The organism is Chryseobacterium sp. Marseille-Q8038 (assembly GCF_965111995.1).
In genome coordinates this window covers 1,414,475-1,441,072 of the sequence record NZ_CBCOPN010000001.1, presented here as the reverse complement: position 1 = coordinate 1,441,072, position 26,598 = coordinate 1,414,475, and the positions used below count along the sequence as shown (strand labels likewise).

Below are 26,598 nucleotides of genomic sequence, written 5' to 3'. Positions count from 1 at the left end.
TTAGTGTTAAAAGCTGATCTTTTCAAAAGAATAGTATTTATTGATCTGAAAAGAATCATTCATTTTCTCAATCATTTTCTTTTGGAGCGCATTGCTTTGGTTTTAGTTATAGAAGCATCATTCAGTAATATCTGATATTCTTTGTTTTCTACAGGAATCAGAGCGACTTTTCCCTCAGAGTTATGATGGAACCCAAATCCGTATTTTTTTGCTAAAGGAGAACAACGGAGGCATGGCTGTCCTTTGGAAAAGAATTTTTCTCTTTCTTCTTGCATCTCGTTATCTGAAATATCATTTTTAATAGCATGACATCCAAAAATAATATCGTCTGAAGAATATTGGTAAGGGTGTTGTATGAGCGCTTCATATTGAAGGTTGGCGAGCGTTTTTACTTTTTTTTCAGGAGGAATCTGTGCCATGGAAACCGGGCAGTCTTCAGCAATTTCAATAAAAGTATTGGTGTAGTTGGTTGTATATTGTTTCATCTTTTTAATGTTAAATTTTAAAAACTTGAATAATAGAGTGGGTTTGCAAATGTAAAAACAGGATTAAGCTGAATAAATGCCATTTTTTTACGTTAAATGTTAAATAATTTAACGTAATTTTATTTTTGATGTAAATTACTGTATTTCAATCATTTAAACTGTTTTAGTGATGGTTTTAATAGCCTGTACTCAACATAATGTGAGAAATATTTAAAAAAAGCTTTGATTTGAAATTTTTAATTGTATCTTGCATACGTTTATATTTGGAATCAATATTTGTTCATTAATTTATGTTGTTTTTCTTTTATATACCAAATTTTTATTAATTTTTTAATTTATTTAAAATGAACATTTTTGTTTCAAACATCAATTACGCAACTAAAGAGTATGAGTTGCACGATCTATTCGCAGAATTTGGAGATGTATCATCAGCTAAAATCGTTACAGACAGAGAAACTGGTCGTTCCAGAGGTTTCGGTTTCGTAGAGATGGGTGATGAAGAAGGACAGCAAGCTATTGAAGCTCTTAACCAAAAAGAATTCAACGGAAAAACTTTAAACGTATCTGAAGCTAAGCCAAGAGAGGAGAAGCCAAGAAGAAGCTTCGACAACAACAGAGGCGGAGGTTATGGTAATAACAACAACAGAGGCGGAGGCTATGGTGGTAACAACAACCGTGGCGGAGGCGGCGGAAATCGTTGGTAAAAATATGAAGCGGCTTTTTAGCCGCTTTTTTTATGGAATTTAATTTCCAGATAATCATTTAATTATAACTTGGGTTGAAATATTATGATGTTTTGGCATAATTTTAGAAAATTATCAATCAATCAAAAAGTAATTATAATGAAAAAACATTTATTAGCATTTATGATGGTGTTTGGTGGGTTGCTTGTCAACGCACAAAGCATTTATGCGGGACAGACCTTAAGACAGGACAAAAAATACTGGGCGGATAATAATGAGTACTATCTGATCTTTCAGAATGATGGAAATCTTGTATTTTATAACAGATCCGGCGCTCCTGCATGGGAGTCAAAAACTACCAACAGAGGAGTGAAAGCGATTTTCCAAAGAGATGGTAATCTGGTAGTGTATACAAGGGGTAATGGTGTTGCTTTCAGTTCAAATACTGATGGCAAGGGAGCTGATAAATTATCAGTTCAGGATGATGGTAATCTTGTTATCTATAATGGATCCAATCCTTTATGGGCTTCACAGGGAGGTATCAAAAATAATAATGGCTGGGGTAATGGCGATCGTTATGGTAACAGGGATTATGTATCCACCGGATACAGATTTCGTAAAGATACCAAATTATATTCTTCAGATGGACGTTACTATTTGGTTTTCCAGGATGATGGTAATCTTGTTTTAGCTAATAGAAATGGAAATGCTATCTGGGCTACAGCTACTGATAACAGAGGAAGTAAAGCGGAATTCCAAGGTGATGGAAACCTGGTAGTATATGATTCTTATAACAGACCAGTGTGGAGCTCAAATACCAACAACAGAGGAGCTGTAAAACTAACAGTTCAAAATGACGGAAACCTGGTGATTTATGGAAGAAATTCCCCGGTATGGAGTTCAGGTACCAATAGATAAAAAACGATTTATATCAATAAAAAAAGGCTATCCGCAGGATAGCCTTTTTTATTTTAATACTTGTCTCGTCCTAACATAGCGTTACACAAAAAAAGTAATGTTATGGAATCATTTCACAATCAGTATGTAAAACGTAGCCAAAAGGATTACAGCGTCTCCTTTAAATTGGCGGTAGTAAAAGAAGTAGAGTGGCAGTATTGGCAATCGTGCAGCAATGCGTAAGTATGGTATTCAAGGTCACGGCACTATAACGGAATGGCGAAGAAAATATGGTACCTTTGATATAGACAACCGCTCCCAACATAAAGCTATGCAAACACCTGAACAAAAGATTAAAGAGCTGGAAGAGAAGTTAAAACGTCTGGAACGTCATAACGAATACCTTGAAACCCGTTTAACGGAGTCGGAAGACAAAGCCGCTATTTTGGATAAATTGATAGACCTGGCGGAGGAAGAATATTTGATTCCGGTAAGAAAAAACTCCTTTCCCGATCAATCCAGCATCTCAGCAAAGAAACAAAAAAAACGATAAGTTATCTTTGTAGATTGGTCGGGATCAACCGACAGCACTATTATCGAAGCTTTTGGCTTAGAGATCAAAAACAAGCCCGGGCTGACCAAGTGATTACACTGGTCAATAACCTGCGTTTGATGATGCCTCGTGTGGGTACAAGAAAGATCTATCATATGCTGGCGGACTCTCTGCATACATTACATGTGGGACGAGATAAACTTTTCAGCATACTCAGAGCCAATCATATGCTCATAAAACCCAAAAGAAACTATCGAATAACCACCAATTCCCATCATCGATTCAGAAAGCATAAGAATCTAATAGAAAATATGCCATTGGAACAGCCGGAACAAGTATGGGTTTCAGATATCACTTATATTGGAGGGCGAGACAGGAATTGCTATCTGGCTTTGGTTACAGATGCTTATTCTAAGAAAATAATGGGATATGATCTTTCTAATAGTTTGGCAACTGAGGGATCTCTGCGGGCCCTGAATATGGCTATAAGGAGAAGAAATTATAAAAAAAGCTTAATTCATCATTCCGACAGAGGTTACAATATTGCAGTCATGTTTATCAAAAAATATTGAAAAAGAAAAATATCAGACCCTCAATGACTGAAAGCTATGATCCTTATGCAAATGCTATTGCAGAAAGAGTAAACGGAATACTCAAACAAGAGTTCTTATTAGAAGATTATCAGGTAAATATACAGACAATGAAGTTATTGGTAGAAGATGCAGTTCACATTTATAATACCAAAAGACCACATTGGTCGTGTTATATGAAAACACCCGAGCAGATGCACAAACAAAATAGTGTAAAAATAAGAACGTATAAAAACAAATATAGTTGTCGGGAAAACCCAACAACTATATAATAAATATTAGTATTTTTATCCTATTAGTATGTAACGCTTATTTAGGACTAGTCAACTTATTTATTTCGATCTTACCAAGAGGTAAACGTTTTCGTAATACATGCTGGCTTTGTCATCATCAGCGTATTTTTCTCTTGTCATTTCACTGAAAATCAGTTTGACATGATACTTGCCCAAATCAGATTCCATAGCGATCTCGGGAACTTTTACATTTCCGTTTTTATTTTTATTTTCCTCAAACAGTCGAATGATCTGTGGTCCAAAATCTATTTCTTCTTTTGAATTTAATTTCAATTTTAATGAGGAATTTTCGGTCAGTTGATCTACCAGTTCAAACTGGTCGTCATTCAGTTTTTGAGGATCTCTGCTATAACGGTGGAAAGAAATTAAATATTGATAATTTCCGATTTCTACCACCTGTTTTTCAGGAACGAGAACAAGTCTGTTCATTTCATAAGGCCTTTTATTTACCGTAATATTCACGTCTGAAAATTTATTCTGAATGCTGTAATTTATACTGTAAAATGTACCATCGTTAATGTTATCCGATAATTCAGCCTGGTCTTTTTCGTTCAGTAGAGTGGATAAAAATTCAACTTGCTTTCTTTCGGCCAGAAATTCAAATTTATCAGCAATTTCATTACGGATTGTATCTGTAACTTTTTTCTGAAAATTAATCTTGCCCGCACTAATCAGCTGATGCTTGTTTAAAATATCCATTAATTCTGCTTTCTGGCTTCTTTTAGCGACACTAAAAGCATTAAGATAAGGGAAAATCAATGCAAAAGCTCCAAATAAAAATAAACTGACCGGAATAAACTTTATCGTAGCCTTTTTGCTGGAAATAAAGTAAATGACAATGCTTAAGAGCCATAGGGCAAGCAGGAGAACGAAATACCTTGGTTCTGTGTAACCATATTCTAAAATTCTGGTGAAAATAGCAGTGAAAAGCAATACAATCAAAGGGGCAATGGTATAATAAAATGCTTTTGAAAATATCCTAACCCAGGATTTTGCGTTTTCTTCTTTCAACGGATGAACCAGGAGCAGTGCCAGAATACCAACGGTACTATATGCTAGAACAAGATAAGACACCCAGCCTCTGGGAAGCTGCCAGTTGATTAATATTTTAACAGAATAGAAATAAAGAATAGTTACATATATAAGGAGTAATGGAATTAAAATAAACTGAGTGAAAAACTTTAAAACAACAGGATAGGTACCATCTTTCTCAAGGTTATTTAAGCCTTTATCATTAAATAAAAGGAAAATAAAACTGCTTCCAAAAATAGCAAGCACAAAGAAGGTATCCCTGTAAATTCTGTCATGGAAGTTAAAATCAAAAAGTTTATCAACCGCTAAAATGGCTAATTCAACTCCGCCCGTTAAAACACCTGTAAATACAGCTGTTAGAAAGGTATTGATAAAAAGATTTTTATTGTACTGCCAGAATCTGAGCTCCTTGTCTTTTTCCAGAAACGGAACAAAAGATACCAGTAAATGGGAGAGAAGAGCGGTAATAGCAATGATATAAGCGTAGACTTCTGTAAAACGGTTCTTTTTATCAGGCAGAATAAAATAAAAACCTATCAGAAAAAGGATGCCTAACACATTCAGTATGACTTTTTTTCCTATCCTTTGGGACAGCATTTTTAGGGCAAACATCAGGGAAATCCCCAGACAGGCACAAATAGTGAATTTTATATAAGAAGCAATTTCATTGAGCTCTGTTTCAACAAGGTATATGGCGCCAATAGAAGCTAATAAAGCCATTGTCAAAATCATGGGATATCGGAAAATGACTTCATTGGCCCGGCTTATGGTTTCCTGGAATTTTGTTTTCATGATTTGGTGTTTTTGAAATTTTTATATTAATCTTTCTTCTTTTTCTTCTTTTTGTCTTTATCCTTATCCTTTTCTTTGGTTTTCTTCTCTTTTTTCGGACTTAAAATTTCCTCAGCAAATTCAAACTTTGGCTCTTCAATTTTTGCGGGTTTAATTTCGATTTTAAGATCAAAGTACCCTTTCATGTCTTCCTGGGAGATTAATTTTTCACTTAATAAAAGTTCCAGAATTTCCTTCCCTGAATTATTAAAAAAGTTATGCGAAAGCTCTTTCAATAGAAATTTTTTATACTCTTCCAAAGGAACAAGTACGCTGTATTTGAAGATTCGTCCTTCTTTTACAGTGGAGAGATAACCTTTTTCAACTAATATTTTCAAATAAGTGGAAACCGTGTTCTGGTGTGGTTTCGGTTCCGGATGCTGCTCCATAACGTCCTTCAGATAGAAAGATTCCATTCTCCAAAACAGCTTCATAAAGTTTTCTTCTGCGGCAGTAAGATGATTTATTTTCATAGAGTATTCTAATGTTGAAATTGAATATTGCAATAAAGATAGATAAAAGATACCAGAAAAGCTATTCCAGCGCCCATAAATACTTCTTTTACGGTGTGTCTCTTTAAAATGATCCGGGTAATTCCGACCAAAATAGCGATTCCCAGCCATGCCAGACCCATTTTCCAGTTAAGCGAGAAAAATAGAGCTGCTACGAATATATTAAACGCTGTATGCATCGAGCTTTTAATAAAAAGATTGCTGATCTGAAGGGCGAAAAGCAGCACCAAAATAAAAAGCATGACAAGGTCAATATACCCGGTTTTGATATAATGGAAAATAAGATAAGCAATCACACACACGGCAATAAATATGTAGAGTGTTTTCCTTTGAACCCTGTTGGAGACATCCATATTGGTGTATCTTCCTGTTTTCACATTCCATACCAGCCAGATGATCACCGGAATGATAATCATTAATAATATAGGAAGAAAATACAGCATAGAATCTTTAAAGGTGGATTCCCTAACGCGCATGTATACAAAGAAAATGATCAGAGAGACCAATGGATTAAAAAAATCAGAAATGACTTTTGAAATTTTGTGTAGTAATGAAGACTGTTTTTCTTCCATAATCAGGTTTAAAAATCAAATATACCATTATCACCTCAAAAAACAAGGGCAGGCGGTGGAACAGGAAGAATAAAGCAATAAGGAAAGTGATTTAATATCAGGGAGTTTTGATATAAAAGTGTTTTTTATTCATATTAAATTTTGCAGAAAATGTTTAATTTTAATTCATCAGTTTTAATCATTATTATAATGAAACATCTCATCACATTATTATTTATCATATCAGTCCACATCGCTTTTGGTCAAAAAGTTTCCGAAAGAAATACCTCTGCATTACTACGACCTGTACATCAACTGAGAATCTATGAAGTTCCAAAAGAAAATAAGCAGGTTTTTCTTGACCGTTTCAGAGATCATGCCCTGAGAATAATGAAGAAATATGACTTTACCATTGTAGCCATTTGGGAATCGGAGTCCACAGATAAAACAGAATTTGTTTACCTGCTGGAATGGAAAGATGAAGCAACGATGAAAACAGCCTGGGAAGGATTTATGGCGGATAAGGAATGGAAGGAGATCAAGGCAAGAACAGCAAAGCAATATGGTAACTTCGTTAATGAAATTGAAGACAGAACTCTGAGACTTACCGATTTTTCTCCGGAAACGAAGCTGTTGAAATAACCAAAAGGTATGTTAACAATAATTAAAAATGAAAGTTGCCAGCAAGCAGGTATAAAGAAATCCTGATGTTTTATTCTTATTTATTATTTTATAAAAGTCAGATAAATAGGGATATTCTATACATACTGTCGTTGGAAAGTGGTGGAGTGAACGTGGTTTTATTGAGACATCAAGGGCTCGAAAATTAAGAATAATCCATTCAGCCCGCAAATAGATTTTACAGAAAAATCGAAAAGTTATCTATGTATAGAATAAAAACAAAGTTTTTTTCATAATTTTGCTCAACTATTTCATCATAAAAAAGCAAGAGCTAACACATGAAAGAATTTTCTAAAGAGGTATACCTGAAGTGGTATGAAGATATGACAATGTGGAGAAGGTTTGAAGACAAATGCCGTTCTCTTTACCTAAAACAAAAGATCAGAGGATTTTTACATTTGTATAACGGTCAGGAAGCTATCCCTGCCGGGTTTACACATGCAATGGATCTGACAAAGGATAGTATGATTACTGCTTACAGATGTCACATCCATCCAATGGCGATGGGAGTAGATCCTAAAAGAATCATGGCGGAACTTTGTGGTAAAGCTACAGGGACATCCGGAGGTATGGGTGGATCTATGCACATTTTCAGTAAAGAACACCGTTTTTATGGAGGACACGGTATCGTTGGAGGACAAATTCCATTAGGTGCCGGGATTGCTTTTGCTGATAAATATTTCGACAGAAAAGCAGTGAACATCTGTTTCTTCGGAGACGGTGCTGCAAGACAAGGTTCTTTACATGAAACTTTCAACATGGCAATGAACTGGAAACTTCCTGTAGTATTTGTTGTAGAAAACAACCAATATGCAATGGGAACTTCTGTAAAAAGAACTGCCAACCACGAAGATATCTATAAATTAGGATTAGGATATGAAATGCCTTGCCTTGCTGTAGATGCTATGGATCCTGAAAAAGTAGCAGAAGCTGCTTATGAAGCTATTGAAAGAGCAAGAAGAGGAGACGGACCTACATTCATTGAAGCAAGAACTTACCGTTACAGAGGACACTCTATGTCTGATGCTGAGCCATACAGATCTAAAGAAGAAGTAGCTCTTCATAAAAATGATGACCCAATCGAACTTTTAAAGCACAGAATTTTAGAAAACGGATGGGCTACAGAAGCAGAACTGGAAGTTATGGATAACAAGTCTAGAGACTTTGTTGAAGAGTGTATTGAATTTATGGAAAATTCTCCATATCCGGATGCTGAGAAGGTTTATGAATATGTATATGCTCAGGAAGATTATCCATTCTTAGACAAATTAGAAAACTAAAAGATAATGAGTTAATTTGAGAATTTGAGAATTTGAAAATGTGATAGAATATGTCCTTTTTTAATTTTCAAATTTTCAGATGGCTAAATTTTCAAATTAAAATAAATTATGGCAGAAGTAATTACGATGCCCCGCCTATCCGACACTATGACGGAAGGTAAGGTGGCAAAATGGCATAAAAAAGTAGGAGATAAAATAAAAGAAGGAGATATTTTAGCTGAAATTGAAACTGATAAAGCAGTTCAGGATTTCGAATCTGAAATAGAAGGGACTCTTTTATACGTAGGTGTAGAAGAAGGAGCTGCTGCTGCTGTAGATTCTGTTTTGGCTATTATCGGGAATGAAGGAGAAGATATTTCAGGGTTGACAGGAGGAGCTGCTGCTCCCAGTGCAGGTTCTGAAGAAAAAAAATCAGAAGAACAACCTAAAACAGAAGCTGCTGAACCTGTTGCTGCTGCAGAAGTTCCGGCAGGAGTAGAAGTTATTACAATGCCAAGACTTTCTGATACAATGACAGAAGGTAAAGTAGCTAAATGGCACAAAAATGTAGGCGACACAGTAAAAGAAGGTGATCTTCTTGCTGAGATCGAAACAGATAAAGCAGTACAGGACTTCGAATCTGAATTCAATGGAGTACTATTGAAGCAGGGTGTAGAAGAAGGTGGTGCTGCACCGGTTGATTCAGTATTAGCAATTATCGGCCCTGCAGGAACTGATGTTTCAGCTGTAGGAGCACCGAAAGCAGCCGCTGTATCAACTGAAAAACCAGCTGAACAAAAAGCAGAAGCTAAAACAGAAGAAAAAGCTGCTCCGGCTGTAAGTTCTTCATCTTCTGACAGAGTTGCAATCTCTCCACTGGCTAAGAAAATGGCTCAGGATAAAGGGGTTGACATCAATAGTGTTCAGGGATCTGGTGAAAACGGAAGAATTGTTAAAAAAGATATTGAAAATTATCAGCCAGCTGCGAAACCGGCTGCTTCAGCTCCTGCAGCAAGCGCTGCTCCTGTTGCAGTAAACTTCGTACAAGGTGAAGATACAGAGACTCCAAACTCTCAGGTAAGAAATATTATTGCAAAACGTCTTTCTGAAAGTAAATTCTCTGCACCTCACTACTATCTGATGGTGGAGATCAACATGGATAAAGCAATTGAAGCTAGAAAAGAAATCAATTCTTTACCTGATACGAAAATCTCTTTCAACGATATGATTATTAAGGCAACTGCAATTGCTTTAAGAAAACATCCTCAGGTAAATTCAAGCTGGGCAGGTGATAAGATCATCCACAGAGGGAATATCAATATTGGTGTGGCAGTAGCTATTCCTGACGGATTGGTAGTTCCTGTATTGAAAAATACAGATCAGATGACGTACACTCAGATCTCTGCATCGGTAAAAGATATGGCTTCAAGAGCGAAGAGTAAAGGTCTTAAAGCTAATGAAATGGAAGGATCTACCTTCTCTATTTCTAACTTAGGAATGTTCGGAATTGAAACATTCACAAGTATCATCAACCAGCCAAACTCTGCCATCCTTTCAGTAGGAGCAATTATCGAGAAACCAATCGTTAAAGATGGTCAGATCGTAGTTGGAAACACCATGAAACTTTCATTGGCATGTGACCACAGAGTGGTAGACGGTGCTACAGGTGCACAATTCTTACAAACGTTAAGAACATATTTAGAAAGTCCATTAACATTGTTACTGTAATTTTCTGAAATGAAAATAATAAAGCCTCCCAGAACGGGAGGTTTTTTTGTTATGCCCATTTGAAAATTGAAAATTATCGCTGTTTTTTTTGGTGGAATTTCAAAATCAAATTACTATTTTTGAATCATGATTAAAGCAAGAAATATCCATAAGTCTTATGGGAATTTAGAAGTACTGAAAGGAGTTGATATTCACATCAAAACAGGAGAGGTGGTTTCTATTGTGGGAGAATCAGGAGCTGGTAAATCTACATTGCTGCAGATTTTAGGAACGCTGGATCATCCGACTCAATTCAACAAATATGATACTGAAATTGAAATAGCAGGAGAATCATTTATTAATATGAATGATAAGCAGCTGTCAAAATTCAGAAATCAGAATATCGGTTTCGTATTTCAGTTTCATCAGCTTCTTCCGGAGTTTACAGCGCTGGAGAATGTATTGCTTCCCACCAAAATAGCCGGAGCCAATGAAAAAGAAGCACTTGAAAAGGCTTATGCTTTATTTGAAGATTTAAAAATAGAACAAAGACTGCAGCATAAACCCAACCAGCTTTCAGGTGGAGAAGCACAAAGGGTAGCTGTAGCGAGGGCTTTAATCAATTCACCAAAAATCATTTTTGCAGATGAGCCTACAGGAAACCTGGATTCCAAGAATGCAGATGATCTTCACAGATTGTTTTTTGATCTTAGAGACAAGTATGATCAGACTTTTGTGATTGTAACCCATAATCCGAATCTTGCAGAAATTACAGACCGTAAGCTCGTTATGAAAGACGGAATGATCATAGAATAAAAGTATACCGCACCAGATGATGAAACACTTTATTTTCCTTTTTTTAACCCTGATTTCCTGTTCAAAAGCTGAATCCCAGCAGTTGAATTCATTGAGTATTCCTCAGATAAGGATTTCGGAAGTTAAAAGCTATATTAAAGGGAAAGAGTATAATCAGGAACTGGCTGTTTTTATCAATTTTAAGATACCTTCCGGGAAATACCGCTACTTCATTTATAATCTGAAAAATAACACCATTGTACAGCAGGCGGTAGTGTCTCATGGTTCTGGTTCCGTTATTCCACGATCAGAATCTTTAAAATTCAGTAATGTTGAAGGTTCCTATCAGTCATCTCTTGGAAAATATGCCATTGGAGAAAGCTATGTGGGAAAGTTTGGAAAAGCATATCGTTTAAGCGGTCTTGATTCTACAAACAGCAATGCAATGCAACGAGCCATTGTTCTTCATTCTTACGGATGTATTCCTGATACTGAATCTCAGACTCCGGCATGTTTAAGCTTAGGATGTCCCATGCTTTCGGTAAATGCATTTAATGAAACGACTAAATATATTGATCAGTCAAAGAAACCGATCATATTATATGCATTCTATTAATTCATAATATAATCTTCTTTCCATGGCAATAAAATTTCTTGCAGAAGATGACAGACCCAGAGAAAAGTTTTTGCAGAAAGGCAAAAGCTCACTTTCTGATTCTGAACTGTTAGCCATTATTATGGGAAGCGGGAATAAGAATGAAAATGCGGTAGAACTGGCAAGAAAGATTTTAACCTCTGTCGATAACAGCTGGCATCAGCTGAGCTTGCTTTCTGTTAAAGATCTGATGAAATTTAAAGGAATTGGTGACGCAAAAGCTATTTCAATTATTTCAGCGTTAGAAATAGGAAGGAGAAGAGCTGTGCAGGAAATTCCTGAAAAAGTAATTATAGGCAACAGTCATGATGCTTATGCCGTTCTTAGAAACCAGCTCTCTGATTTAAGAACAGAAGAGTTCTGGGCAATTTTCCTTAACAACAGTAATAAAGTGATTCATGTATCTCAACTCACACAGGGAGGGATCAGCCAATCTATTGTAGACGTAAGAACGCTCTATAAAGCAGCACTGGATCATTTTTCAACAGGGATTATCATTGCCCACAATCATCCTTCAGGAAGCTTAAAACCAAGCAGGGAAGATATCAATATCACACAAAAAATAAAAGAAGCAGGAGATACATTAAGTATTCAGCTTTTAGACCATATTATTGTCACGCAGGATTCTTATTTTAGTTTCTCGGACGCAGGATTATTATGATTAGAAGATTGAAATACCATGAAATTGATTTTGTAAAATATACTCAATGTTTAGAAAATTCCGAACAGAGAAAATATTCTGCTACAAAAGATTTTTTAGACACTACTTCTACAATGCCCTGGGAAATTCTGGTTTATAAAGACTACGAAGCAGTAATGCCAGTGCCTTTTGTAAGAAAATATGGGATGAAAATTGTACACAATCCAAAACTTTGTCAGCAGCTTGGTGTTTTTTCTGGTAAAGACAATGTGGATCTCAATGAAGCTTTTTTAGAATATCTGGAAAAGAATTACATGATCAGAGCTTATCCGTTCAATGATCTCAATCAGCTTCGCTCAAAGATGAGAATCAAGAAAAATTTTTTGTTATACCCTAATACTTATGAAAAAGTATACGCCGGATATTCGCCTAAACGAAAACGAAAACTTCGGTTAGATGAAGCTGTATTAAAAGAATCGGAAATCAAAACGATCCCTTATAACAAAGCAAAAACTTTTATTGAAGCCAATACGATAGGGCTGAATAAGGATCATGACCTGTCTGAATTCATGAGGATTTTTGAGAGTTTTTACCAATTGGGCTATCTGAAGTTCACCGCTTTTTACTATCAGCATAAGATCGTTAATATGATTGCTACTTATTCGGACGGTAATATGGTAGCGCTTTTAGGTAATTTCAATGATAAGGATTATGTCAAATTATCAGGAGCTTCCGTTTTGATTGATTATGTCATTAAAGAAAATATTGAAACCTGTGTTTTTGATTTTGAAGGAGGTGAACTTCCCAATATTGAAGAGTTTTTCAGAGGGTTCCGACCGGAATTAAGGCCGTACGGAATTATTGAAAATTCAAAAAAGAACCTTTTTAAAAAGTTAGGGTATCTTATGTTGAGAGGAAAGTCTTTTTTATGATGAAAAGCATTGTTTAGATTGGTTCTAATTAAGTAATATTCCGTAACTTTATAAAATCCTTAGTAAAACAGTTATGTTACAACAGATTCGTCAGTACAAATTATCATATATGCTTTATAACTTATTTAAAAAGAGTAAATTAAAGCATAATATTCCATTGTATAAAAAATACGGAATCAATAAGAACTATTTTTCAAGTATTTCGAGTAAAGATTTTGCCCATCTACCTTCGAGGGAAAGAGCCGTAGATTATTCAAAGCTTACGGAAACTTCCTTTTTTAAGAAACTTACGGAAGAAAATAAAGAAAGCGTTCTTCAGTATGATGATAACGGATATCTGATTCTTAGAAATTTCCTCACTCCGGAAACAGCGGATCAGATCAATACTGAAATTGATAAACTGATGGAAAACGGAACGTTGAAGTTCATTTACGGAGGAAAACTGATGTTTGCCATTCATCATTCAGAAATCATTAAAAATATTGGAAGCGATAAGGATTTATTAGACTTTTTATCGGTTTTACTAGACGGGAAATCCAAGCTTTTTCAAAGTATCAACTTCATTAACGGAAGCCAGCAGAAAACACACTCAGACAGTATTCACATGACTACTTATCCTTTGGGTGGACTATTGGGAGTATGGATTGCCCTGGAAGATGTAGATGAGACCAATGGAGCTCTGCACTATATTCCTAAGAGCCATAAATTACCTTACTTCCTGAATTCTGATTACGATAATGAAGGTACAGACTTGAAAATCGGTAAGAAAAGCTACAGAGCCTATGAAACTTTCCTTGAAGAGAAAGTAAAAGAATTAGGATTAAAGAAAGAAATCTTTAAAGCAAAAAAAGGTGATTTATTAATCTGGCATGCCAATATTCTTCACGGAGGAGAACCTCACACGGATAAAAACAGAACCAGAAAAAGTTTAGTCTACCATTTTTTTGATGAAAACAGTGTTTGCTACCATGAAGTAACACAAAGGCCGGCTTTGTTTGAGCTTTAGAACATGATAATCATCTTCATAAACCTTTTGATAGGAATGCGGATTTAAAAAGATAGTTTTTTTACATTTGTATTCTTATAATATCAGTGTATGGAAAAAAAGAAGAGTATTCTTGTTTTTATATTTTCAATCTATGTATGCTTCATGTCATACTACCTGTATACCAACCACTATTACAACACTGATATGGAAGCTTATATGGGGCTGATTTATAAAACGGAATATCCTGAAATGAAAATTGAAGAAATTCATCAGAAAGTATATGATGAATTGCGGGAAAAAGCTCCCGATTTTGCAGGATTTGCTTCTGTAAATCCTATGGTGGAAGAAGTGGCAGAAGGAGAGAGTACTTATTATAAAATCATCTCACAAAATCCTAAGGCCTACGAAGAAGAATTACAGCTTTTTGTGGTAAAACCTTTTTATAATTTTATGAACTGGTCATTATTTAAGCTTGGTTTCAGTGCTTCTGCTTCCGTCTCTTTGGTTTCCATTATTTCTTATGCGCTGATTCTTATTTTGATATTCAGCTTTTTGATAAAAATTCTGAAAAATTATCCTCTTGCCTTTATCCTCACTATTTTAATTTCACTGTTTAAACCTCTGTCGGAATCAGCCAGACATGTTTCTGCAGATTCTTTATCATGTTTGTTACTTCTTTTAAGTTTCTATGTATTTTTAGTGAAAAGGAATTTATTTATTGCAGGGATGTTGGGCATGTTATGTGTTTTAACAAGACCGGAATATTTTATCTTTTATACTTTCCTGTATGCTTTCATCTCCCTTTACAGAAACAGGCTTCAGATTAATACAGTTCCATTGTTGCTATCATATGGGTATCTGTTTCTTTCCTTCTTTTTAGTACAGGCCTTTAATCAGGTGTCGTGGTCTACACTTTTTATGAATCAGTTTACTAAAGTTCAGATTTATCCTGTGTCACAACCTGATCCGTTTTCCTTTGCCGATTATTTTCACTTTATTAAAAGTAATATCATGCTCGAGTTTAACGCTTCTTATTTTCCTCTGCTACTGATTTTTATTGTGATCATATTGGCTAACCGTTTTACATTCCGTAATAAAAAAAATCAGGCTCAACTCTTGTTTTTTGCTATTATTTATACTACTGTAATGCTGAGATTTTTGGTTTTTCCGTCGCTGGTAAACAGGATGATGCTTGGCTTTTATCTCTTAATTATACTCGCGTTGATCTATATACAAATTTCTAAAGTGGATATCTTTAAAAACTCTTTAGAAGACGGAAAATAATTAGTAATTTTGCAGTCTAAAATTATGACAAGTCTTTCAGGATATTTACCCTATGCATTTGCATTGATTATTGCAATTCCTTTTCTGGTTTTGCTCAGACAATTTGTACACTCATACATTACTCTTAAGAACCAGGAAATCAAACTGCTCAGCGTGAAATCAAATTCAGAGAATAAAGCGCATTCCTATGAAAGAATGACTTTGTTTCTGGACAGAATGAAGCCGTCAAATCTTATTCAAAGGTTTGATAGTGGATTGGCTGCTCATGAATTTATTTTCCTGACAGAAAAAACAATCAATGAAGAATTTGAATATAACTCGTCACAGCAGTTATATATCACAAAAAACTCATGGAAGAATATCGTAGACTCAAAAAATGCAATTATAGAACTGCTTCACAAAACGTATGACGGGTTGAAAGGTGATGTTCAGCTGGATGAATTCAAAACGATTTTCATCATGAATTATATGGAAGGCAACGATTATATTGCTGAAACAATAGAAGACTTAAGAAAAGAAATTTTAATAATAACTTAAAAAATAACAGATAAATAATGATTCCAAATTTTAAAGCACATCCATGGCACGGAATTTCTGCAGGAGAAGATGCGCCAAATGTTGTAAACGTATTTGTGGAAATTGTTCCTTCAGATACTATTAAATATGAAGTAGATAAAGAAACAGGATATTTAAAGGTAGACAGGCCGCAGAAATTCTCTAACATTATCCCTGCTTTATATGGTTTTGTTCCAAGAACTTACTGCCACAATGAAGTTATGAAGCTTGCTATAGAAGCTGGAGCTGATGATGTAACGATGGGAGATCATGACCCGCTTGATATCTGTGTTTTAAGTTCTCACAATATCCATGCAGGAGGTTTATTGATGGAAGCTATTCCAATCGGTGGTTTCAAAATGATTGATGGAGGTGAAGCAGATGATAAAATTGTTGCAGTAATGATTAATGACCACGCTTTCGGACATTTCAGAGATATTTCTGAATTACCGGAAGCTGAAGTAAAAAGATTAATGCACTATTTCCTTACGTATAAAAACCTTCCGGATGAGCCTGCAAAATGCAGAATTCAGGAGGTATATGGAGCAGAGCACGCTAGAAAAGTAATCAAAGCTTCTCAGGCTGATTACGCTGAAAAATTCGGGGGATAAGATTTTCTTTCCAAACATAAAAAAAGCAGATGAATTTTCATCTGCTTTTTTATTTTCAGTATAAGTCTTAATGGATATTATAATGCTGGTAAAACAGATTTACTTTCTTTTATATACGGAAATTCCATCTTTTATTGTTTCCAGAACCTTAATGCTTCTGAGATTTTCAGGAGCTATGGTCAAAGGATTCTGATCCAGAATAACAAAGTCGGCTATTTTTCCTGCTTTAATAGAGCCTTTGATGTTTTCTTCCTGCAGCTGATAGGCTCCGTTAATGGTAATGGCTTTTAACGCTTCAATAGGAGAGATTCTTTCATTGGGTCCTAAGATCATTCCTGACCGTGTCTTTCTGTTCACTGCTGCATATACTGCGGTAATCAGATCTGGTGGGGTAACCGGAGCATCATGATGAATGGTAAACGTAATTCCTGCTTTTAATGCTGAATGGGCCGGACTTATAAAAGAAGCTCTTTCAGGACCAAAAACACTTGAATAATGCCAATCTCCCCACAAATAAGCATGCGTAGAAAAGTAAGATGGAATTACACCTAATTCTTTTATCTTTTGAATATGATCAGGGCGGCTGTTCTGGACGTGAATTAATGTTGCCCGTAATTCCGGTTTATAAATATTTTCATCTTTTAACCTTTTAATAACGCGTATAGCCTGATCTATTGCTGCGTCTCCATTGACGTGAAGCTGTGCAGTTATATGATTTTGGAAAAGTATTTTCAGATCGTTATATAATGTTTCATCCGTAAAGATGGGAAATCCTTTGTAATCTTTAGACTGACCTTCAGGGGGAATTAAATAAGGCTGAGTAAGCCAGGCTGTTTTACCTTGTGGAGAACCGTCATCAGAAAATTTGAACCCGGCTAGCTTCAAACGGTTTTCATACTTCATATACTTGGGCTTAAAACTGGTGAAATCCTTTTTGAAATACTCATAATCCGGAAAGTAAACAACATCAGCTTTAAGAAGATGTTGATGCGCTGCTTTTTCTAATAGTGCAACACTTTCTCCCATAGTCCTTCCGTCACAAATAGTTGTCTGTCCATAGCTGAGCCATTCATCCTGAGCTTTCATCAGATTTTCCATGGCATGAGCTTGAGTATCTTTGCCCTTATTCATTTTTTCCGTTATTGCCAACAACGCAGTGAAACTTGCATTCTCTTCTAATTTTCCATTCAGTCTCCCTGTTTTTTTATCCCTGCCAATGTGCCCTCCTTCAGGATCTTTTGATGATTCTGTTATTCCCAGAAGTTTTAGCATGGCACTGTTTGCTACGCTGGCATGACCAGAAGCATGAATAACAATAATAGGATTGGTTTTACTGATGACATCCAGTTCTGTTTTTGTAGGATGACGATGTTCTGTGATAATTGCATCATCATACCCATTTCCGATAACAGGTATGTTATCTGTGATTTTTTTGTCTTTGATGTAGTTTTTAATTGTAGTCTGTAAATCTTTAATTGAATTTACAGTGCCATAAGGCTCAGGAGATAGATCTACAGCATCCATGATACCGGCTCTTGAAGTAAGATGTCCATGGATATCTATAAAACCGGGAAGAAGTGTTTTACCATTTAGATTAATGATTTTAGTCGCTGGTTCTGAAAAATGTTCAGCATCCGATTTTGTTCCGGCAAAAAGTATTTTCCCATCTTTGACGGCTACTGCTTCTACTTGAGCAGGAGTATCCTCCATTGTTATAATAGGACCTCCAAAATAGAGTATTTCTGCTTTTTCTTGGGGAATCTTATTTTGACAACTGCTTATAACTGCAGGTAAAAGAAGAGTGTATAATATCCTTTTCATAAATAATTAATTCAAATCATGGTGAGAAACAAATTTACAAAATAATAGATTATTATTAGTGAATTTTATTATGTGTTTATAATTTCATTATATTTATAAGACTAATCTCAATTTTTTAATATAAAATAATAAACTATGGATCTATTTATGTTAGTGCCAATTTTTGGTGTCATAGCTTTGCTTTATACATTTCTTCAGAGCAACTGGGTTAATAAACAGAATGCCGGAAATGAAAAAATGAAAATAATCAGCGGCCATATTGCAGACGGTGCAATGGCTTTTCTAAAGGCTGAATATAAAATCTTAACGTACTTTGTTGTTGTAGTCGCCATTCTTTTGGCTGTAATGGGCTCAAGCAATGCCAATTCACACTGGAGTATCGGAGTTGCCTTTGCGGTAGGAGCGATATTCTCTGCATCAGCCGGTTTTATCGGTATGAAAATCGCCACCAAAGCAAATGTGAGAACTGCTGAAGCTGCAAGAACTTCACTGTCAAAAGCCCTTAAAGTATCTTTTACCGGAGGATCAGTAATGGGAATGGGAGTTGCCGGACTGGCTGTGCTGGGCTTAGGAGCTTTATTCCTGATTATTAAACAGATCTTTGCGCCTGAAGCAACTGTTGATTCTCATGAAATGGAAAAGACTATTGAAATTCTCACAGGATTTTCTCTTGGAGCTGAATCCATTGCCCTTTTTGCAAGAGTAGGAGGTGGTATTTATACAAAAGCAGCTGATGTGGGTGCTGACCTTGTAGGTAAAGTAGAAGCCGGAATTCCGGAAGATGATCCCCGAAACCCTGCAACCATTGCAGATAACGTAGGAGATAATGTAGGAGATGTTGCAGGAATGGGTGCTGACCTTTTCGGGTCTTATGTTGCAACAGTTCTGGCAACGATGGTATTAGGCAGGGAAACTGTTTCTGATGATGCGTTCGGAGGTTTTGCCCCGATTCTTTTACCCATGCTGATTGCAGGAACAGGAATTATCTTTTCCATGATCGGAACTTTATTCGTGAAAATTAATGATAATGAAGGCTCATCCACTTCCAGCGTTCAGAATGCTTTAAACCTTGGAAACTGGGGAAGTATCGTGATTACTGCTATTGCATCTTACTTCCTTGTAACCTATATTCTTCCTGAAAAAATGGTTCTCAGAGGTCATGAATTTACTAAAATGGGAGTATTCGGAGCCATTATGGTAGGTCTGGTAGTAGGAACTTTAATGAGTATAATTACAGAATATTATACAGCAATGGGGAAAAGACCGGTTTCCAGTATTGTGAGACAGTCTTCTACAGGCCATGCAACCAATATTATCGGTGGGCTTTCCGTGGGTATGGAATCTACTTTGCTTCCGATTATTGTGCTGGCAGGAGGAATCTATGGCTCTTACCTGTGTGCCGGACTTTACGGAGTGGCTATTGCAGCTGCAGGAATGATGGCTACTACAGCTATGCAGCTCGCTATCGATGCTTTTGGACCTATTGCTGATAATGCCGGAGGGATTGCCGAAATGAGTGAGCTTCCTAAAGAAGTTCGTGAAAAAACAGATATTCTCGATGCGGTAGGAAATACAACGGCGGCTACAGGAAAAGGATTTGCCATTGCTTCAGCAGCATTGACAGCATTGGCCTTATTTGCAGCTTTTGTAGGAATAGCAGGAATTGACGGGATTGATATTTATAGAGCAGATGTCCTTGCCGGATTATTTGTAGGAGGAATGATTCCGTTTATCTTTTCATCATTAGCAATTACAGCGGTAGGACAGGCAGCAATGGCGATGGTAGAAGAAGTAAGACGACAGTTCCGTGAAATACCGGGAATTCTGGAAGGAAAAGCACAGCCTGAATATGAAAAATGTGTAGCTATTTCTACGGATGCATCCATCAGAAAAATGATGCTCCCGGGCGCTATTGCCATTATTTCTCCACTTTTAATAGGGTTTATTTTCGGGCCTGAAGTATTGGGTGGATTCCTTGCGGGAGCTACGGTTTGCGGTGTTTTGATGGGAATGTTCCAGAATAATGCAGGAGGAGCGTGGGATAATGCCAAAAAATCATTTGAAAAAGGGGTAGATATCAACGGTCAGACTTATTATAAAGGTTCAGAACCTCATAAGGCATCTGTAACAGGTGATACTGTAGGCGATCCTTTTAAAGATACTTCAGGACCATCTATGAATATCCTGATCAAATTAATGTCTATTGTTTCTTTGGTTATTGCACCTACTTTGGCTGTTTTACATAAAGATAAAATTGAGGCGAACAGAAAAGCGAAAATTGAAAGTCTTACCGGAGTTTCGGGTAGTACAGTGGCTGTAAATGGAGATGCTAAAATAATTACGGTTATTCCGGGAGAAATTAAAGGACATCTTAATGAAAGTGGGGACTTTGTTTACGAAACAGGAAATATTCAGAAAATAAAACTGGATGGAGGAAAAACGATAGCCATTGGAGATGGAAGCCAGCTTTACCAGTTCTATAACGTGGTTAAACAAAAAGATAAATCGGCATTAGATCCTAATAAATGGTATACCATTGAAAACCTTTATTTTGAGACAGGGTCAAGTGATCTGAAAGCAGAATCTGTGCTCCAGCTGAATACTTTAGCTGAAATTCTAAATGCTTACCCGGCTCTGAAAATAAAATTAGGGGGTTATACAGACAACAGTGGTAATGAGGATAGTAATCTCAAGTTATCTAATTTACGGGCACAAACAGCAAAACTTAAACTGCTTGAGTTAGGTATTTCGGCAGACAGAATAGAAGCAGAAGGATATGGTTCACAGCATCCTGTATGTGAAGCTAATGACACTGATGAATGTAAAGCAAAAAACAGAAGAATTGATGTAAGGGTTTTGGCTCTTTAAAAACCAATTTTAAAATAATAAAAGCATCGCTCTGGCGGTGCTTTTTTACTTGCTGTATAAACTTGGTATACAAAGTAAATAAATATCTTATAAGTAAAATATCCCCAATCATCAGCGAAAATCTGTGTAATCTGTGGGAAATATTAAAGATTTCTTTTCAAGTGCTCCAACGCCTGAATAATCAACTCGTCTTTTTTAGCAAAGCTGAATCTTATATAATCCGAATTCTGTCTTGAATTATAAAAAGCAGAAAGCGGAAGGCAGGAAACCTTTTTCTCAATGGTCAGCCACTTTGAAAATTCTACATCTGTTATGCTTTTAGAAATATTCCTGAAATTAACAATCTGGAAAACACTTCCTTCCGCCATTTGTTCAACCTGAAGAGGAGTTTCTTTAATCAGTTCATTAAAAGTATCCCGTTTTTTCTGCATGAGTTTTTTATTAACAGCTGAATCGAATACATCAAGATATCTTGCTATTGCATATTGAGCCGGAGCATTGGCACTGTAAGAAATATACTGCTGATGACATTGAAATTTTGCCGTTAAAGCTTCGGAAGCAAGCATATAACTGACTTTCCACCCAGAAGTATGAAACATTTTCCCAAAAGAAAAAATACAGAACGTCTTTTCCCTTAGTTCAGGATGAATAAAAGAACTGTAATGTTCATTCCCGTCATAACAATAAGTGTCATATATTTCTTCCGAAATTAAATAGATATTGCGGTCTTTAATCAGTTCATACAGTTGATTCCAGTCTTCCTTTTTCCAGATCTTCCCGGTTGGATTCTGGGGAGAGTTCACAATGACTGCTCTGGTTTTTTCAGTAATACAGCTTTTAAACCGATCCCAGTTGATGGTAAAATCACCATCAAGATCGTAATAGACAGGGAGTCCGCCATTCATAACAACAGCAGGTCCATAGGTATAATAGGAAGGCTGGATAATAATGACTTCATCATTCTGATTCAGAATGGATTTAAGGGAAGTATATAAAGCAAAAGTTGCACAGGGAACAATCGTGATTTCCTTATTCGTAATGCTGATACTATGGGTTCGTTGGATATTGAAACGGATGATACTTTCAATGAGCAGAGGATTGCCGGCAAGAGGTTCATAATGATGAGTATCTTTTTCAGCAGCTTCTTTTAAAAATATTGTAAGGCGCTCGTCTATATCAAAATCGGGAAGTCCCAGAGAAAGATCAAAACTTCCGTTCCTGATGGCCAGCTCGGACATTTCTGTAAAAAAGGAATAATGAGTAAATCCGTAAATTTTATCCATCTATTTTGTATTTTAATCAAATATAATAAAATTTTAATATCATATTATATTTAAAATTAAGGTGTTGTTAAATTTATAATGAGTTGCATATTATTTTGTCGTATGGATTAATCCTATTAGGATTCAATAAAATTTGTTATTTTTAAGAAATTTATTCTTTATGAAAAAAATACTTATTCCGTTATTTGCAATGGCTGTGGTAACCAGTTGTGGAACAGCAAAAATATCTGACGGGAATGCTTCACATCCTGTTTCTACAAAACATAACAAAGCATTTAATAATGCATACAAAGTGATCAATGCTGAGGATTTAAAGAAAAACCTGTATGTCATTGCTGCAGATGATATGGAAGGACGTGATACCGGAAGCAAAGGACAGAAAAAAGCGGGTGAGTATATGATTAATTATTATAAAACCCTGGGTATTTCGGCGCCTAAAGCATTAGGCTCATACTATCAGAAAGTACCGTCTGAATTTATGAAAAAGAGAGGAGGAGGCAATCTTCCTGATTCTGAAAATATTTTAGCTTTTATCGAAGGAACTGAAAAACCAGACGAAATTGTGGTGGTTTCTGCACATTATGATCACGTAGGAACCAAAAATGGAGTAGTTTACAATGGGGCAGATGATGACGGAAGCGGAACTGTAGCCGTAATGGAAATCGCTAAAGCATTCCAGCAGGCAAAAAAAGCAGGAAAAGGACCTAAAAGATCAATCCTGTTTCTGCATGTTACAGGTGAAGAACACGGACTGTTTGGTTCAGAATATTATTCCGAAAACCCTGTTTTCCCATTAGCCAATACGGTTGTTGACCTTAATATTGATATGATCGGACGTGACGATCCTGCCAACAGAGGAAAGCAATATGTGTACGTGATTGGTTCTGAAATGTTAAGCTCTCAGCTTAAAGTCATTAATGAGGCAGCCAACAAAAGAACAAATAATCTGGAACTGAATTATAAATACGATGATTTGAATGACCCTGAACAATTGTATTACCGTTCAGATCACTATAACTTCGCCAAACACAATATTCCTGTAGCATTCTTCTTTGATGGTATTCATGAAGATTATCACAAACCAGGTGATGATCCGGAAAAGATTGATTATCAGTTATTGGAGAAAAGAACTCAGCTTATTTTTACAACAGCCTGGGATATCGCGAACAGAGAAGAAAGAATTGTTGTTGATAAAAAATAATCAAAAAAATATTTAACGCCTTTGCGTTTACTAACAAACTACCATGAATATAATGATCCGGGAAGCAAAACCAGAAGACATTCCACAGATTCAGCGGGTAAGAAATTCTGTGAAAGAAAATATACTCTCAGATCCGGGATTGGTTACTGATAAAGACTGTGAAGAATTTTTATTTCAAAGAGGAAAAGGCTGGGTATGTGAGATGAAAAATCAGATTGTTGGCTTTTCTATTGCAGACCTTAAAGAGAATAATATATGGGCACTCTTCGTACATCCTGATTTTGAAAATCAGGGAATTGGCAGAAAACTTCATGATATCATGCTGGACTGGTATTTTGAGCAGAATAAAGACTTTGTATGGCTGGGTACTTCACCGGGAACAAGAGCCGAAAACTTCTACAGAAAATCTGGCTGGAAGGAAACAGGAAAGCATGGCAAAGAGGAGATTAAGTTTGAATTGACCCATAAAGATTGGAAAAATAAAGAAATATGACACCAAAACTGAAATCTATCAGACCTTTTATCGGGGCACAAAATTTTGAAGTCAGCAGAAACTTTTACAGAGACCTGGGATTTGAAGAAGTTGTTCTGGAACCGAAATTATCACTGTTTATACGTGAAGAGCTTGGCTTTTATCTTCAGGATTATTATGCCAAAGAATGGGTTGATAATACAATGATCTTTATGGAAGTAACTGATACTGATGAATTCTGGAAAGAACTGGTGTCTTTAGGACTTCCGGATCAATATGAAAAGGTAAGACTTACTACTGTAAGAACCATGGATTGGGGAAAAGAGTGTTTTGTACATGATCCTTCAGGAATATTGTGGCATTTCGGAGAGTTTTTTTAAGGAAAAGAAATATGATTTACGCATTCGATACCTACTACTATGAAGATTATGCCAATACGGTGTGTATTGCATTTGAAGACTGGTCATCTGAAAAAGAAGTGGAAACTTTTATAGAACAGATCCCTGTGAGCTCTGAATATGAAAGTGGAGCCTTTTACAAAAGAGAATTACCCTGCATTGTAAGCCTTTTAAAGAAAATAACATTAAGACCCGAAGATATTATTATTGTGGATGGATATGTTACACTGGATAATGAGGGAAAAATTGGCTTAGGAGGACACCTCTATGAAGTTTTGGACGATAAAACCCCTGTTGTTGGAATTGCAAAAAATGAATTTACAACCCCGGATTCCCAGCGAAGAAGTGTATTCCGTGGGGAAAGTAAAACACCACTTTTTGTGACTGCCAGAGGAATTGACGTTGACGAAGTTCAGGTAAAAGTAGAACAGATGCATGGTGCTTACAGAATACCTACACTGCTGAAAAAACTGGATCAGCTGAGCAGAGCATAAATAAAAAAGTCTTACCATTGAAGTAAGACTTTTTTTAAATATACCAATCGGTATATTTCGTATCTTTGTTATCATTTCCTTACTAAAATAAAGAGGGATTTTTTTTAACTATAAATATACCGATCGGTATTAAAAAATAAATCAATGAAAGAAGTATTTATATTATCAGCAAAACGTACTCCTGTGGGTGGTTTTATGGGAAGTTTGTCTGGATTTGCTGCAACTCAGCTAGGAGCTATAGCGATTCGGGATGCCTACGAAAACATTGGACTTACCCCTGAACAGGTAGACAGTGTGTATATGGGAAATGTGCTCAGTGCCGGAGTGGGTCAGTCTCCAGCGAGACAGGCTGCTATTTTTGCCGGAATTCCTGTAGATAAGGATGCGACAACTATTAATAAAGTCTGTGCTTCAGGAATGAAATCAGTAATGATGGGTGCTCAGCAGATCCAGCTGGGTTTGGACAATATTGTCATGACGGGAGGAATGGAAAGCATGAGTAATGTTCCGCATTATGTAAAGCTCCGTCAGGGAACAAAGTTGGGAGATACCAGTCTTATTGATGGACTGATCAAAGATGGACTGTGGGACGTATACAATGATTTCCACATGGGAAGTGCAGCGGAATTAGGCGTGAAAAAATATGGTCTTACCAGACAGGAACTGGATGAATATGCTCTGTTTTCATATCAGAGAGCTCAGGAAGCGGCTAAAAACGGCAAGTTCAGTAATGAATTGATCCCAATATCCATTGAAGGAAAAAAAGCCACGGTAATCGTTGATAAAGACGAAGATATCGATAAACTGATTCCTGAGAAAATAGCTCTTCTGAAGCCTGCATTTGAAACAGACGGTACTCTTACCGCTGCCAATTCCAGTAACCTGAATGATGGTGCCGCAGCTATAATATTAGGGTCTTCCGAAGCTGTAGAACATCATAATCTGAAGCCACTGGCAAGGATAATAGCCTATGCAGACGCAGCTCAGTCGCCGGAATGGTTTACCACTTCGCCTTCTGTAGCTATTGAAAAGTTACTAAAGCAAACAGGTCTTCGTTTGTCTGATATCGACTTTTTCGAAATTAATGAAGCTTATTCCTCAGTGATTTTATCCAATCAGAAAATCCTGGGCTATGATCTGAACAAAGTAAATATATATGGAGGAGCAGTTGCATTAGGACATCCGATTGGGGCTTCAGGCGCAAGAATTGTAACCACTTTGGTGAATGTTTTACGTCAGGAAAAAGGAAGATATGGGATTGCTGCCATCTGTAATGGAGGAGGAGGTGCTTCCGCAATTATTATTGAAAATATAGACTAAAGCAGTAAAATACCATAAATTTTTATCCTTATTATTAAAATAGATCTTTCTTGAAGTAAAATTGAGAAAGATCTTTTTGTATGGGTAACAGATTGATTATCCATTAGTAAATCAAATTATTAAATGCATACAGACAGATCGCTGACTGGTTATTTTTATTAAACTGATAAATATCATTGCTATGTTATTTTTATTCATTCTAAATAA

General features: G+C 36.2%; 28 protein-coding genes. 22 read left to right on the top strand and 6 right to left on the bottom strand.

Annotation, left to right across the window (positions count from 1 at the left end):
* Positions 1 to 71 precede the first annotated feature (71 nt).
* A complete protein-coding gene (locus ACWPWS_RS06685) occupies positions 72 to 485 on the bottom strand; it encodes a DUF6157 family protein (RefSeq protein ID WP_454045973.1) in 414 nt (137 codons plus the stop codon).
* Between the two features lie 344 nt (positions 486 to 829).
* Between ACWPWS_RS06685 and ACWPWS_RS06680 the strand changes: the two genes are divergently transcribed.
* The 5 genes from ACWPWS_RS06680 (at position 830) to ACWPWS_RS06660 (ending at position 3,480) form a co-directional block, all read left to right on the top strand.
* A complete protein-coding gene (locus ACWPWS_RS06680; protein ID WP_105682593.1) occupies positions 830 to 1,189 on the top strand; it encodes an RNA recognition motif domain-containing protein in 360 nt (119 codons plus the stop codon).
* 138 nt (positions 1,190 to 1,327) lie between these two features.
* Entirely contained in the window at positions 1,328 to 2,086 is a 759-nt protein-coding gene (locus ACWPWS_RS06675) for an outer membrane protein assembly factor BamB family protein (RefSeq protein ID WP_454045972.1), read from the top strand.
* A gap of 214 nt (positions 2,087 to 2,300) precedes the next feature.
* Positions 2,301 to 2,618 carry a hypothetical protein gene (locus ACWPWS_RS06670; protein WP_454045971.1) on the top strand — a complete coding sequence of 106 codons (318 nt, stop codon included), beginning with the start codon at positions 2,301 to 2,303 and terminating at the stop codon, positions 2,616 to 2,618.
* 89 nt (positions 2,619 to 2,707) lie between these two features.
* A complete protein-coding gene (locus tag ACWPWS_RS06665) occupies positions 2,708 to 3,190 on the top strand; it encodes a transposase (protein WP_454045970.1) in 483 nt (160 codons plus the stop codon).
* The gene (locus ACWPWS_RS06660) at positions 3,187 to 3,480 is read left to right on the top strand and encodes an integrase core domain-containing protein (RefSeq protein WP_454045969.1); all 294 of its coding nucleotides are present in this window, start codon (positions 3,187 to 3,189) and stop codon (positions 3,478 to 3,480) included. Before ACWPWS_RS06665 ends, ACWPWS_RS06660 begins: the two co-directional genes overlap by 4 nt.
* A 60-nt stretch (positions 3,481 to 3,540) precedes the next feature.
* Here the strand turns inward: ACWPWS_RS06660 and ACWPWS_RS06655 are convergent, their stop codons facing one another.
* From ACWPWS_RS06655 to ACWPWS_RS06645, 3 genes are read right to left on the bottom strand one after another with little or no spacing between them, the layout of a single operon-like run.
* Positions 3,541 to 5,325, bottom strand: coding sequence for a DUF4153 domain-containing protein (locus ACWPWS_RS06655; protein ID WP_454045968.1), 1,785 nt, complete (start codon positions 5,323 to 5,325; stop codon positions 3,541 to 3,543).
* Positions 5,326 to 5,351: 26 nt separating this feature from the next.
* Positions 5,352 to 5,837, bottom strand: a complete 486-nt coding sequence (locus ACWPWS_RS06650; protein WP_454045967.1) for a BlaI/MecI/CopY family transcriptional regulator — start codon at positions 5,835 to 5,837, stop codon at positions 5,352 to 5,354.
* An 8-nt stretch (positions 5,838 to 5,845) separates the two neighbouring features.
* Positions 5,846 to 6,448, bottom strand: coding sequence for a phosphatase PAP2 family protein (locus tag ACWPWS_RS06645; RefSeq protein ID WP_454045966.1), 603 nt, complete (start codon positions 6,446 to 6,448; stop codon positions 5,846 to 5,848).
* 189 nt (positions 6,449 to 6,637) lie between these two features.
* Here ACWPWS_RS06645 and ACWPWS_RS06640 point away from each other — a divergent pair, with 189 nt between their 5' ends.
* From ACWPWS_RS06640 to ACWPWS_RS06590, 11 genes are all read left to right on the top strand, one after another.
* Positions 6,638 to 7,069, top strand: a complete 432-nt coding sequence (locus tag ACWPWS_RS06640; RefSeq protein ID WP_454045965.1) for an NIPSNAP family protein — start codon at positions 6,638 to 6,640, stop codon at positions 7,067 to 7,069.
* Positions 7,070 to 7,386: 317 nt separating this feature from the next.
* Complete coding sequence (gene pdhA, locus ACWPWS_RS06635) at positions 7,387 to 8,388, top strand: pyruvate dehydrogenase (acetyl-transferring) E1 component subunit alpha (protein ID WP_105682588.1); 1,002 nt, start codon at positions 7,387 to 7,389, stop codon at positions 8,386 to 8,388.
* 108 nt (positions 8,389 to 8,496) lie between these two features.
* Positions 8,497 to 10,095: a dihydrolipoamide acetyltransferase family protein gene (locus ACWPWS_RS06630; protein ID WP_105682587.1), complete on the top strand. Its 1,599-nt coding sequence runs from the start codon at positions 8,497 to 8,499 to the stop codon at positions 10,093 to 10,095.
* Between the two features lie 126 nt (positions 10,096 to 10,221).
* Entirely contained in the window at positions 10,222 to 10,890 is a 669-nt protein-coding gene (locus tag ACWPWS_RS06625; protein ID WP_105682586.1) for an ABC transporter ATP-binding protein, read from the top strand.
* A 16-nt stretch (positions 10,891 to 10,906) separates the two neighbouring features.
* Positions 10,907 to 11,485, top strand: coding sequence for a murein L,D-transpeptidase catalytic domain-containing protein (locus ACWPWS_RS06620; protein WP_454045964.1), 579 nt, complete (start codon positions 10,907 to 10,909; stop codon positions 11,483 to 11,485).
* A 22-nt stretch (positions 11,486 to 11,507) separates the two neighbouring features.
* Positions 11,508 to 12,185, top strand: a complete 678-nt coding sequence (radC, locus tag ACWPWS_RS06615) for a RadC family protein (protein WP_454045963.1) — start codon at positions 11,508 to 11,510, stop codon at positions 12,183 to 12,185.
* Entirely contained in the window at positions 12,182 to 13,096 is a 915-nt protein-coding gene (locus ACWPWS_RS06610; RefSeq protein ID WP_454045962.1) for a hypothetical protein, read from the top strand. Before radC ends, ACWPWS_RS06610 begins: the two co-directional genes overlap by 4 nt.
* Before the next feature lie 109 nt (positions 13,097 to 13,205).
* Positions 13,206 to 14,102 (top strand): phytanoyl-CoA dioxygenase family protein, encoded by an 897-nt coding sequence (locus ACWPWS_RS06605; protein ID WP_454045961.1) that lies wholly within the window; start codon positions 13,206 to 13,208, stop codon positions 14,100 to 14,102.
* Positions 14,103 to 14,192: 90 nt separating this feature from the next.
* The gene (locus tag ACWPWS_RS06600) at positions 14,193 to 15,368 is read left to right on the top strand and encodes a hypothetical protein (RefSeq protein ID WP_454045960.1); all 1,176 of its coding nucleotides are present in this window, start codon (positions 14,193 to 14,195) and stop codon (positions 15,366 to 15,368) included.
* 24 nt (positions 15,369 to 15,392) lie between these two features.
* On the top strand, positions 15,393 to 15,905 hold the full coding sequence (locus tag ACWPWS_RS06595) for a DUF7935 family protein (RefSeq protein WP_105682580.1): 513 nt from the start codon (positions 15,393 to 15,395) through the stop codon (positions 15,903 to 15,905).
* A 17-nt stretch (positions 15,906 to 15,922) separates the two neighbouring features.
* Positions 15,923 to 16,534: an inorganic pyrophosphatase gene (locus tag ACWPWS_RS06590; protein WP_047495607.1), complete on the top strand. Its 612-nt coding sequence runs from the start codon at positions 15,923 to 15,925 to the stop codon at positions 16,532 to 16,534.
* A gap of 99 nt (positions 16,535 to 16,633) precedes the next feature.
* On the opposite strand, the gene ACWPWS_RS06585 is transcribed toward ACWPWS_RS06590, so the two are convergent.
* Positions 16,634 to 18,355, bottom strand: coding sequence for an amidohydrolase (locus ACWPWS_RS06585; RefSeq protein ID WP_454045959.1), 1,722 nt, complete (start codon positions 18,353 to 18,355; stop codon positions 16,634 to 16,636).
* A gap of 135 nt (positions 18,356 to 18,490) precedes the next feature.
* Between ACWPWS_RS06585 and ACWPWS_RS06580 the strand changes: the two genes are divergently transcribed.
* Positions 18,491 to 21,223, top strand: coding sequence for a sodium-translocating pyrophosphatase (locus tag ACWPWS_RS06580; protein WP_454045958.1), 2,733 nt, complete (start codon positions 18,491 to 18,493; stop codon positions 21,221 to 21,223).
* A 143-nt stretch (positions 21,224 to 21,366) separates the two neighbouring features.
* Here ACWPWS_RS06580 and ACWPWS_RS06575 read toward each other — a convergent pair whose 3' ends face one another.
* Entirely contained in the window at positions 21,367 to 22,506 is a 1,140-nt protein-coding gene (locus ACWPWS_RS06575) for an aminotransferase class I/II-fold pyridoxal phosphate-dependent enzyme (RefSeq protein ID WP_454045957.1), read from the bottom strand.
* Between the two features lie 160 nt (positions 22,507 to 22,666).
* Here ACWPWS_RS06575 and ACWPWS_RS06570 point away from each other — a divergent pair, with 160 nt between their 5' ends.
* From ACWPWS_RS06570 to ACWPWS_RS06550, 5 genes are all read left to right on the top strand, one after another.
* Positions 22,667 to 23,707 carry a M28 family metallopeptidase gene (locus tag ACWPWS_RS06570; protein ID WP_105682576.1) on the top strand — a complete coding sequence of 347 codons (1,041 nt, stop codon included), beginning with the start codon at positions 22,667 to 22,669 and terminating at the stop codon, positions 23,705 to 23,707.
* Between the two features lie 43 nt (positions 23,708 to 23,750).
* Positions 23,751 to 24,200 (top strand): GNAT family N-acetyltransferase, encoded by a 450-nt coding sequence (locus ACWPWS_RS06565; protein ID WP_454045956.1) that lies wholly within the window; start codon positions 23,751 to 23,753, stop codon positions 24,198 to 24,200.
* The gene (locus ACWPWS_RS06560; RefSeq protein ID WP_454045955.1) at positions 24,197 to 24,559 is read left to right on the top strand and encodes a glyoxalase; all 363 of its coding nucleotides are present in this window, start codon (positions 24,197 to 24,199) and stop codon (positions 24,557 to 24,559) included. Before ACWPWS_RS06565 ends, ACWPWS_RS06560 begins: the two co-directional genes overlap by 4 nt.
* A gap of 11 nt (positions 24,560 to 24,570) precedes the next feature.
* Positions 24,571 to 25,071: an endonuclease V gene (locus ACWPWS_RS06555; protein WP_454045954.1), complete on the top strand. Its 501-nt coding sequence runs from the start codon at positions 24,571 to 24,573 to the stop codon at positions 25,069 to 25,071.
* A 144-nt stretch (positions 25,072 to 25,215) separates the two neighbouring features.
* The gene (locus ACWPWS_RS06550; RefSeq protein WP_454045953.1) at positions 25,216 to 26,391 is read left to right on the top strand and encodes an acetyl-CoA C-acyltransferase; all 1,176 of its coding nucleotides are present in this window, start codon (positions 25,216 to 25,218) and stop codon (positions 26,389 to 26,391) included.
* Positions 26,392 to 26,598 lie beyond the last annotated feature (207 nt).

Coding starts and splice junctions, on each gene's coding strand:
- ACWPWS_RS06570 (WP_105682576.1), top strand. CDS start 22,667: ATGAAAAAAATACTTATTCCGTTATTTGCAATGGCTGTGGTAACCAGT.
- ACWPWS_RS06555 (WP_454045954.1), top strand. CDS start 24,571: ATGATTTACGCATTCGATACCTACTACTATGAAGATTATGCCAATACG.
- ACWPWS_RS06680 (WP_105682593.1), top strand. CDS start 830: ATGAACATTTTTGTTTCAAACATCAATTACGCAACTAAAGAGTATGAG.
- ACWPWS_RS06645 (WP_454045966.1), bottom strand. CDS start 6,448: ATGGAAGAAAAACAGTCTTCATTACTACACAAAATTTCAAAAGTCATT.
- ACWPWS_RS06620 (WP_454045964.1), top strand. CDS start 10,907: ATGATGAAACACTTTATTTTCCTTTTTTTAACCCTGATTTCCTGTTCA.
- ACWPWS_RS06670 (WP_454045971.1), top strand. CDS start 2,301: ATGCGTAAGTATGGTATTCAAGGTCACGGCACTATAACGGAATGGCGA.
- ACWPWS_RS06565 (WP_454045956.1), top strand. CDS start 23,751: ATGAATATAATGATCCGGGAAGCAAAACCAGAAGACATTCCACAGATT.
- ACWPWS_RS06595 (WP_105682580.1), top strand. CDS start 15,393: ATGACAAGTCTTTCAGGATATTTACCCTATGCATTTGCATTGATTATT.
- ACWPWS_RS06590 (WP_047495607.1), top strand. CDS start 15,923: ATGATTCCAAATTTTAAAGCACATCCATGGCACGGAATTTCTGCAGGA.
- ACWPWS_RS06575 (WP_454045957.1), bottom strand. CDS start 22,506: ATGGATAAAATTTACGGATTTACTCATTATTCCTTTTTTACAGAAATG.
- ACWPWS_RS06630 (WP_105682587.1), top strand. CDS start 8,497: ATGGCAGAAGTAATTACGATGCCCCGCCTATCCGACACTATGACGGAA.
- ACWPWS_RS06675 (WP_454045972.1), top strand. CDS start 1,328: ATGAAAAAACATTTATTAGCATTTATGATGGTGTTTGGTGGGTTGCTT.
- ACWPWS_RS06650 (WP_454045967.1), bottom strand. CDS start 5,837: ATGAAAATAAATCATCTTACTGCCGCAGAAGAAAACTTTATGAAGCTG.
- ACWPWS_RS06610 (WP_454045962.1), top strand. CDS start 12,182: ATGATTAGAAGATTGAAATACCATGAAATTGATTTTGTAAAATATACT.
- ACWPWS_RS06600 (WP_454045960.1), top strand. CDS start 14,193: ATGGAAAAAAAGAAGAGTATTCTTGTTTTTATATTTTCAATCTATGTA.
- ACWPWS_RS06550 (WP_454045953.1), top strand. CDS start 25,216: ATGAAAGAAGTATTTATATTATCAGCAAAACGTACTCCTGTGGGTGGT.
- ACWPWS_RS06685 (WP_454045973.1), bottom strand. CDS start 485: ATGAAACAATATACAACCAACTACACCAATACTTTTATTGAAATTGCT.
- radC (WP_454045963.1), top strand. CDS start 11,508: ATGGCAATAAAATTTCTTGCAGAAGATGACAGACCCAGAGAAAAGTTT.
- ACWPWS_RS06585 (WP_454045959.1), bottom strand. CDS start 18,355: ATGAAAAGGATATTATACACTCTTCTTTTACCTGCAGTTATAAGCAGT.
- ACWPWS_RS06655 (WP_454045968.1), bottom strand. CDS start 5,325: ATGAAAACAAAATTCCAGGAAACCATAAGCCGGGCCAATGAAGTCATT.
- ACWPWS_RS06580 (WP_454045958.1), top strand. CDS start 18,491: ATGGATCTATTTATGTTAGTGCCAATTTTTGGTGTCATAGCTTTGCTT.
- ACWPWS_RS06640 (WP_454045965.1), top strand. CDS start 6,638: ATGAAACATCTCATCACATTATTATTTATCATATCAGTCCACATCGCT.
- ACWPWS_RS06560 (WP_454045955.1), top strand. CDS start 24,197: ATGACACCAAAACTGAAATCTATCAGACCTTTTATCGGGGCACAAAAT.
- pdhA (WP_105682588.1), top strand. CDS start 7,387: ATGAAAGAATTTTCTAAAGAGGTATACCTGAAGTGGTATGAAGATATG.
- ACWPWS_RS06625 (WP_105682586.1), top strand. CDS start 10,222: ATGATTAAAGCAAGAAATATCCATAAGTCTTATGGGAATTTAGAAGTA.
- ACWPWS_RS06605 (WP_454045961.1), top strand. CDS start 13,206: ATGCTTTATAACTTATTTAAAAAGAGTAAATTAAAGCATAATATTCCA.